At 69.0% G+C, this 7721-nt stretch carries 9 protein-coding genes; 8 read left to right on the forward strand and 1 reads right to left on the reverse strand.

The window, feature by feature from the left end:
- Nucleotides 1-178: 178 nt before the first annotated feature.
- Entirely contained in the window at nt 179-385 is a 207-nt protein-coding gene (locus FV228_RS15405) for a hypothetical protein (RefSeq protein WP_147855424.1), read from the forward strand.
- 166 nt (nt 386-551) lie between these two features.
- Nucleotides 552-1841 carry a phosphopyruvate hydratase gene (eno, locus tag FV228_RS15410; RefSeq protein ID WP_147855425.1) on the forward strand — a complete coding sequence of 430 codons (1290 nt, stop codon included), beginning with the start codon at nt 552-554 and terminating at the stop codon, nt 1839-1841.
- A gap of 130 nt (nt 1842-1971) precedes the next feature.
- On the opposite strand, the gene FV228_RS15415 is transcribed toward eno, so the two are convergent.
- Complete coding sequence (locus FV228_RS15415) at nt 1972-3147, reverse strand: adenylate/guanylate cyclase domain-containing protein (protein ID WP_246693916.1); 1176 nt, start codon at nt 3145-3147, stop codon at nt 1972-1974.
- Nucleotides 3148-3255: 108 nt separating this feature from the next.
- Here FV228_RS15415 and FV228_RS15420 point away from each other — a divergent pair, with 108 nt between their 5' ends.
- From FV228_RS15420 to FV228_RS15445, 6 genes are all read left to right on the forward strand, one after another.
- Nucleotides 3256-3567, forward strand: a complete 312-nt coding sequence (locus FV228_RS15420) for a septum formation initiator family protein (RefSeq protein ID WP_147855427.1) — start codon at nt 3256-3258, stop codon at nt 3565-3567.
- Between the two features lie 307 nt (nt 3568-3874).
- Nucleotides 3875-4852, forward strand: a complete 978-nt coding sequence (gene pdhA / locus FV228_RS15425; RefSeq protein ID WP_238260602.1) for a pyruvate dehydrogenase (acetyl-transferring) E1 component subunit alpha — start codon at nt 3875-3877, stop codon at nt 4850-4852.
- Between the two features lie 54 nt (nt 4853-4906).
- The gene (locus FV228_RS15430) at nt 4907-6352 is read left to right on the forward strand and encodes a pyruvate dehydrogenase complex E1 component subunit beta (protein WP_147855428.1); all 1446 of its coding nucleotides are present in this window, start codon (nt 4907-4909) and stop codon (nt 6350-6352) included.
- A 70-nt stretch (nt 6353-6422) separates the two neighbouring features.
- Nucleotides 6423-6710 (forward strand): DUF5076 domain-containing protein, encoded by a 288-nt coding sequence (locus FV228_RS15435; protein WP_147855429.1) that lies wholly within the window; start codon nt 6423-6425, stop codon nt 6708-6710.
- Nucleotides 6711-6728: 18 nt separating this feature from the next.
- The gene (locus FV228_RS15440; protein ID WP_147855430.1) at nt 6729-7322 is read left to right on the forward strand and encodes a Uma2 family endonuclease; all 594 of its coding nucleotides are present in this window, start codon (nt 6729-6731) and stop codon (nt 7320-7322) included.
- 4 nt (nt 7323-7326) lie between these two features.
- Nucleotides 7327-7721: biotin/lipoyl-containing protein (locus FV228_RS15445; RefSeq protein ID WP_147855431.1), on the forward strand; the 395-nt coding region annotated here is incomplete at its 3' end.

Consider the following 7721-nt stretch of genomic DNA (forward strand, 5'->3'; position numbering starts at 1 on the left):
GAGGACGGCAGCGGGGTGGGCTGGCCGAGCTGCAGGGTCTCAGGCGTGGTCATGGCGTCTTTATAAGCCCGCGTGCGGTCCGGCGCACCCATGCGCGCCGCGACCAATTCTTTACCGGTTTCCGTCACGATCCGCGGAGCGGGTGGCCGTCGACGCTGTCCGAAGCCGGTACGATACGATGCGTCTCATTGCCTTCGGGTTGATTGCGATGGTCGCGGCTGCAGCCGCTCCCGCCCGCGCTAGGGAAGACGACGCGGTCCAGCGCATGCTCGATGCCATGACCAGCTACGACCTCTGTGCCCGCAACGATGTCCAGTTACGTAGGCTGAACCGATCCCTGGCCGCGACCCCGGTCCGGCACCCGGCCCCGCTGCGCGTGCGGTAGGCCCGCACGTCAGCGTTGCGATTCATCGCTGTCACGACACGTGCACAGGCGCCACCTAACCGGATGCTTGCCGCCGGACGCGGCTTGACGGATAAGCCGCCGCGATGCGCCGCACCCCGGATCGGGGCCGCCGCTGCCGACAAGCGGCCCCGCGAGAGGACCTGTAATGACCGCGATCACCAATATCAGCGCCCGCGAGATCCTCGACAGCCGCGGCAACCCCACGGTCGAGGTCGACGTCCTTCTGGAGGACGGCTCGTTCGGCCGCGCCGCCGTCCCGTCGGGGGCGTCCACGGGCGCCCACGAGGCGGTCGAGCTGCGCGACGGCGATCAGAGCCGCTTCCTGGGCAAGGGCGTGCTGAAGGCGGTCGAGGCCGCGCAGACCGAGATCCTCGACGCGATCGGCGGCATGGAGGCCGAGGATCAGGTCGCCGTCGACGAGGCGATGATCGAGCTCGACGGCACCCCCAACAAGGCGCGCCTCGGGGCGAACGCGATTCTGGGCGTGTCGCTCGCGGTCGCCAAGGCGGCGGCCGAGGCCTCGGGCCTGCCACTCTACCGTTACGTCGGCGGCGTGCAGGGGCGGGTCCTGCCGGTGCCGATGATGAACATCATCAACGGCGGGGCGCACGCCGACAACCCGATCGACTTCCAGGAATTCATGATCCTGCCGGTGGGCGCGGAGTCGCTCGCCGACGCCGTGCGCATGGGCTCCGAGGTGTTCCACACCCTCAAGGGCAAGCTGAAGAAGGCCGGCCACAACACCAATGTCGGCGACGAGGGCGGCTTCGCCCCGAACCTGCCGTCGGCTGAGGCCGCCCTCGACTTCGTGATGGACGCGATCACGGCCGCCGGCTTCAAGCCCGGCACCGAGATCGCCCTGGGCCTCGACTGCGCCGCCACCGAGTTCTTCAAGGACGGCGCCTACGCCTACGAGGGCGAGGGCACGAACCGCTCGATCGAGGCTCAGGTCGATTACTTGGCCCAGCTGGTTGCCAACTACCCGATCCTCTCGATCGAGGACGGCATGTCCGAGGACGACTGGGCCGGCTGGAAGCTCCTGACCGAGAAGATCGGCGATCGCTGCCAGCTCGTGGGCGACGACCTGTTCGTGACCAATGTCGAGCGCCTGTCCCGCGGCATCGCCGAGGGCACGGCCAACTCGATCCTGATCAAGGTCAACCAGATCGGTACGCTGACCGAGACCCTGGCGGCCGTCGATATGGCCCAGCGCGCCGGCTACACCGCGGTGATGTCCCACCGCTCCGGCGAGACCGAGGATTCGACCATCGCGGACCTCGCGGTCGCCACCAATTGCGGGCAGATCAAGACCGGCTCGCTGGCCCGCTCCGACAGACTGGCGAAGTACAACCAGCTGATCCGTATCGAGGAGGGCCTCGGTCCGCAGGCGCTCTACGCCGGCGCTTCGGCGATCAAGCATCTGGCGCGGGGCTGAATTCGCATACGTCTTCCCTCCCGGCTTGCGGGGAGGGAAGACGGGGGCCGTCTTTCAAATTGCACCGTCATTGCGAGCGCAGCGAAGCAATGACCGGGAACGGCGCTCCACGTCCTTCGGCCGACGAACTTCAGTCACCCGGCAGCGTCCAGACCTTCTGCGGCCGCGCCAGCCCCCGCAGCTCGATGGTTCCCACCGTTTTCAGAGGCCGGGCGCACCGTTCCGCGAAGGAATCCGAAACCAGCAGCGTGTGGCCGAGGGCCTCGCACTGGCTCTCGATACGGCTCGCCTCGTTCACCGCCCGCCCGATCACCGTGAAGTCGAGGCGGCGCTCGGTGCCGACATTGCCGTAGACCACCGTCCCGAAATGCACGACGCAGTCGGCAGTCAGCTCCGGTAGCCCCGCGGCCCGGCGGTGATCGTTGAGCGCGGCGTTGGCCGCGAGTCCGTCCGCGGCGGCGTCGAGGGCGCTGTTGCAGACGGGGCAGGGCAGGATGCCGGCATCGGCCACCGGGAAGATCGCCAGGAAGCCGTCGCCGAGGAATTTGAGGATCTCGCCGCCGTGCCGGGCCACGGGATCGCCCAGCGCGTCGAAATGCTCGTTGAGCCAGGTGACCATGTCGTAGGGGTCGGCCCGGTCGGACAGGGCCGTGAAGCCGCGCAGGTCCGTCAGTAGGATCGCGGCCGGGACGGCCCGGCCCTGGCCGCGCTGGATCTGCCCGTCGAGGACCCGCTCCGCGGTGGAGCGCCCGAGATAGGTCGCCGTGACCTCGCGTAGGGTATGTCCGAGGCCGAGCTTGGCCACCGCCAGCGCGAAGGTCGGCATCACCGCCGCGACCGCCGCGAGGTCGGCCTGCGTGAAGCCGTCGCGGGCCTGGGTGCAGAACGAGATCGCGACGCCGCGCAACGCCGTGCCGGGCGCGAAGCCGACGATCTGGACCGCGTACTCGGTGCCGCCCTCGGCGCGCAGGCCGTGCAGGATCGGGTAATCCGTTTCCGGACCGGGGCTGTCGAGGCGCCAGCGTCCGAAGGTCTGGCCCCGCTCCAGCATCGCGAAGATCGGGCTGCGGAGCCAGTCGGCCTCCTGTTCGGCGCCGTGCGGGTTCGGCACGAAGGTCAGGCCCTGGCCGAGGAGCCAGTTCAGGCTGACGCCCCGCACGGTCGGGTCGATGGCCGGCGACATGACGCTGACCCGCCAGAGCGGGACGCCGGCCGCGCACAGGGCCTCGCAGACCCGCGCCAGCATCGTGTCGTGGTCGTCGGTCGCGGTCGCGTGCTCCGCGATCCAGCGCGTCAGCTCCGTCATGTCCATCGGTGCGCCGGGGCTCCCTCTGTCCGGCCCGGATCATACCCGACGGGTACGAACCGGCAGCACCGAAAAACTCCGTTAACCTTTCCGCGCGAGGCTGGCGCCATGGTCGTCCGTCGCCGCGTCAGAATGGTCGTGTTGCCCCTGGGTCTCTGGACCCTGTCGGCGCTCGTCGTCGGTTTCTTCGTGTGGCAGGCCGAGAGCGGCAACCGCGGCCTCGAGGCCAAGAAGGTGCTGAAGATCCGCGCCTACGGCCTCACCCGGGAGCTCGCCGCCGTGCGGGCGGAGCGGGCGACCTGGGAGCACCGGGTGACCCTGCTCAAGAGCGACCAGATCGACCGCGACCTCCTGGAAGAGCGGGCCCGGATCGTGCTGGGCCGCGTCCACGCCAACGACGTGGTCGTCATCACGCCCTGACATCACGCTCCGGCCCTACGCGCCGCCACTTAAGGTCGGCCTCTTCCATGCACGAAAGCCGGCGGCTGCCGTTCGGGACGATGCTTTAGATCGCCTCTGACAAGAGGGGCGACCTGTCAGAGCGTCCACCCTCGCTTTCCAAACGGTGCTGTCCTACACCCCGTTCCAGTCGCGTGGAATCACGGGGAGAGCGCCGATGGACGCCGCCAAGGAGCCTGCGAAGGACGCTTCGTCCTCGCAACCGCAGGTCGGAAGCTCAGAGGCCGGAAGCGCTCAGGTTATCGAGGCGCACAAGCCCGCGCCCAACATGCCGCAATTCACCCGCGAGGAAGACCTTCACGCCTATCACGAGATGCTGCTGATCCGGCGTTTCGAGGAGAAGGCCGGCCAGCTCTACGGCATGGGCCTGATCGGCGGGTTCTGCCACCTCTATATCGGCCAGGAAGCCGTGGTGATCGGCATGCAGATGGCCTCGGTCGACGGCGACCAGGTCATCACCGGCTACCGCGACCACGGCCACATGCTGGCCTGCGGCATGGACCCCAAGGGTGTCATGGCCGAGCTGACCGGCCGCCGGGGCGGCTACAGCCGCGGCAAGGGCGGCTCCATGCACATGTTCAGCCGCGAGAAGCAGTTCTTCGGCGGCCACGGCATCGTGGGCGCCCAGGTCTCGCTGGGCACTGGCCTCGCCTTCGCGGATCATTACCGGGAGAACGGCAAGGTCAGCCTCACCTATATGGGCGATGGCGCGGCCAACCAGGGCCAGGTCTACGAGAGCTTCAACATGGCGGCGCTGTGGAAGCTGCCCGTGGTCTACGTGATCGAGAACAACCGCTACGCCATGGGCACCTCGGTGGCCCGGGCCTCGGCGCAGACCGACTTCTCCAAGCGCGGCCTCTCCTTCGGCATCCCGGGCGAGCAGGTCGACGGCATGGACGTGCGCACGGTGCGCGAGGCGGCGGCGCGGGCGGTCGAGCACGCCCGCACGGGCAAGGGCCCCTACATCCTGGAGATGCAGACCTACCGCTACCGCGGCCATTCCATGTCCGATCCGGCCAAGTACCGGACCAAGGACGAGGTCTCGAAGATGCGCGACGAGCACGACCCGATCGAGATGGTGCGCAAGCGCCTGCTTGAGCTGCACGGGGTGCCGGAGGCGGAGATCAAGGCGACCGACGCCAAGGTCCGCGAGACCGTGAACGCGGCGGCCGAGTTCGCCACCAACGATCCCGAGCCGGATCCCGCCGAGCTGTGGACCGACATCCTGCTGGATGCGCACGCCTAGCGCGTCCGCGAAACCCTGGCCGCCCCGACCGAAAAGACGACCGCAGAGCTGAGCATGGCGACCGACATCCTGATGCCCGCCCTCTCCCCCACCATGGAGGAGGGCAAGCTCGCCAAGTGGCTGAAGAAAGAGGGTGACCCGGTCAAGTCCGGCGACGTGCTGGCCGAGATCGAGACCGACAAGGCGACCATGGAGGTCGAGGCCATCGACGAGGGCGTGCTCGCCAAGATCCTGATCGCGGAGGGCACCGAGGGCGTCGCGGTCAACACGCCGATCGCCATCATCGCGGGTGAGGGCGAGGATGTGGCCGAGGCGGCCGCCAGCGGTGGTAAGCCGAAGCCTAACGGCGCCGGCGGCCACCCGGCCCCGACGCCGGACATGCAGGCCGAGGGGATGGCCGAGAAACCCGCCCCGGCGGCCAAGACCGGCTCCGACGCCCCGAACGCGCCGGCGGCGCCGGCCATCATCACCAACAAGGCCGACGAGCCGGTGATGGAGGAGTTCCCGGCCAACACCCCGATGGTCACCACCACGGTCCGCGAGGCCCTGCGCGACGCCATGGCCGAGGAGATGCGCCGCGACGGCGACGTCTTCGTCATGGGCGAGGAGGTCGCCGAGTATCAGGGCGCCTACAAGATCACCCAGGGGCTGCTGCAGGAGTTCGGCGCCCGGCGCGTGGTCGACACCCCGATCACCGAGCACGGCTTCGCCGGCATCGGCGTCGGCGCGGCGTTGTCCGGCCTGAAGCCGATCGTGGAGTTCATGACCTTCAACTTCGCCATGCAGGCGATCGACCACATCATCAACTCGGCGGCCAAGACCCTGTACATGTCCGGTGGCCAGCTCGGCTGTCCGATCGTGTTCCGCGGCCCCAACGGCGCGGCCGCCCGGGTCGGCGCCCAGCACAGCCACGATTATTCCGCGTGGTACTCCAACGTGCCGGGCCTCAAGGTGATCGCCCCCTACACGGCCTCTGACGCCAAGGGCCTGCTCAAGGCCGCGATCCGCGACCCGAACCCGATCATCTTCCTCGAGAACGAGATCCTGTACGGCCAGTCCTTCCCGGTGCCGCAGCTTGACGACTTCGTGCTGCCGATCGGCAAGGCACGGGTCCACCGCACCGGCAAGGACGTGACCATCGTGTCCTTCGCGATCGGCATGACCTACGCGCTCAAGGCCGCGCAGATCCTCGCCGAGGAGGGCATCGAGGCCGAGGTGATCGACCTGCGCACGATCCGGCCCATGGATTCCGAGACCGTGGTGCGCTCGGTCAAGAAGACCGGCCGCTGCATCACGGTGGAGGAGGGGTTCCCGCAATCCGGCATCGGCGCCGAGATCGTGGCCCGCCTGATGGTCGACGCCTTCGACTATCTCGACGCCCCGGTCCTGCGCATCACCGGCAAGGACGTGCCGATGCCCTACGCGGCGAACCTGGAAAAGCTCGCCCTGCCGACCGTGGCCGAGGTCGTCGAGGCGGCCAAGAGCGTCTGCTACAAGTGACGGGATTTGCGGGTGGCGCCGCAGCCCCGTCCGTCTGCCCCGAACGGGTTCGGAAACCAGCCGGCGCGCCATGAGCCAGGATCCCACACAGGACTTCGTCGAACTGGCCATCCCGCCGGACGCCCGCGCGCAGGGCGGCATCGAGGTGCTGCGCGCGGCCGTGGTGGACGGGGCCGTGAGCGTGGCGCTCCGCCGCTCGTTCGACGATCCTGCGACCTGGGGCCGGCTGCTGCTCGACCTCGGTCGGCAGGCGGCCCGCGCCTACGCGCTGGAGACCGACATGTCGGAGGAGGAGGCGTTCGAGCGCATCCGCGCCGGCTGGGAGGCCGAGGGGCTCGACCCCGGCGGCTTCAACTAGCGATGGCGGCATCCGACCATGGCTGAGGCGGCTGTCCGGCAGGCGACCTACGCGGATCTCGTGGCCGTGCCGGAGCATCTCGTCGCCGAGATCATCGATGGCACCCTGGAGACACACCCGCGTCCGCGGCCTGGGCACGCCAGCGCGGCAGTACGGCTCTCCGGCGAGCTCGATTTTACCTTCAGCCGTGGGCGTGAGGGTCCCGGGGGTTGGATCTTCATGATCGAGCCGGAGCTTCATCTCGACCCTCACGTGGTCGTGCCCGATCTCGCTGCCTGGCGCCGCGAGCGGATGCCGACCGAACCCGCGGATGCCTTCATCACGACCGCGCCGGATTGGGTCTGCGAGATCCTGTCGCCGCCCACCATGCGCCTCGACCGCGGTCCCAAGCGCCGCATCTACGCCGAGGCAGGGATCGGCCACCTCTGGCTGCTCGATCCGGGCGAAGGGTTTCTGGAAGGCTTTGCCCTCGCGGATGGGCGCTGGGTGGTCTTGGCCACGATCCAGCGCGGCGAGACCGTAGCGCTCGCGCCGTTCGACGCCGTCCCGTTCCCCCTCGACGACCTGTTTCCCTTCGACGATCCGGCCGCCCCGGCCTTGCCCGAGACCTGATGCCATGCCGATCAACGTGCTCATGCCCGCCCTGTCGCCGACCATGGAGAAGGGCAACCTCGCCAAGTGGTTGAAGAAAGAGGGCGACGCCGTGAAATCCGGCGACATCCTCGCCGAGATCGAGACCGACAAGGCGACCATGGAGGTCGAGGCCATCGACGAGGGCGTCCTCGCCAAGATCGTCGTCCCAGAGGGCACCGCCGACGTGCCGGTCAACGACCTGATCGCGGTGATCGCCGTCGAGGGCGAGGATCCGGCGAGCGTGCAGGCCGCGGGCGGCAATGCCGAGCCGAAGGCCAAAGCCGAGCCGAAGTCCGAGCCGCAATCCGCGGCGCCGGCGCCGGCCGACCAGAACACCACGCCCGGCGGCGGCCACATGTCCTACGAGCGGGTGAACGA

Origin of the sequence: Methylobacterium sp. WL18, from assembly GCF_008040015.1 — a bacterium.
Classification (GTDB): Bacteria; Pseudomonadota; Alphaproteobacteria; order Rhizobiales; family Beijerinckiaceae; genus Methylobacterium; species Methylobacterium mesophilicum.

Excerpts from the sequence above, each read along its gene's own strand:
- FV228_RS15405 (WP_147855424.1), top strand. The coding sequence starts at position 179 with ATGCGTCTCATTGCCTTCGGGTTGATTGCGATGGTCGCGGCTGCAGCC.
- eno (WP_147855425.1), top strand. The coding sequence starts at position 552 with ATGACCGCGATCACCAATATCAGCGCCCGCGAGATCCTCGACAGCCGC.
- FV228_RS15415 (WP_246693916.1), bottom strand. The coding sequence starts at position 3,147 with ATGACGGAGCTGACGCGCTGGATCGCGGAGCACGCGACCGCGACCGAC.
- FV228_RS15420 (WP_147855427.1), top strand. The coding sequence starts at position 3,256 with ATGGTCGTCCGTCGCCGCGTCAGAATGGTCGTGTTGCCCCTGGGTCTC.
- pdhA (WP_238260602.1), top strand. The coding sequence starts at position 3,875 with ATGCCGCAATTCACCCGCGAGGAAGACCTTCACGCCTATCACGAGATG.
- FV228_RS15430 (WP_147855428.1), top strand. The coding sequence starts at position 4,907 with ATGGCGACCGACATCCTGATGCCCGCCCTCTCCCCCACCATGGAGGAG.
- FV228_RS15435 (WP_147855429.1), top strand. The coding sequence starts at position 6,423 with ATGAGCCAGGATCCCACACAGGACTTCGTCGAACTGGCCATCCCGCCG.
- FV228_RS15440 (WP_147855430.1), top strand. The coding sequence starts at position 6,729 with ATGGCTGAGGCGGCTGTCCGGCAGGCGACCTACGCGGATCTCGTGGCC.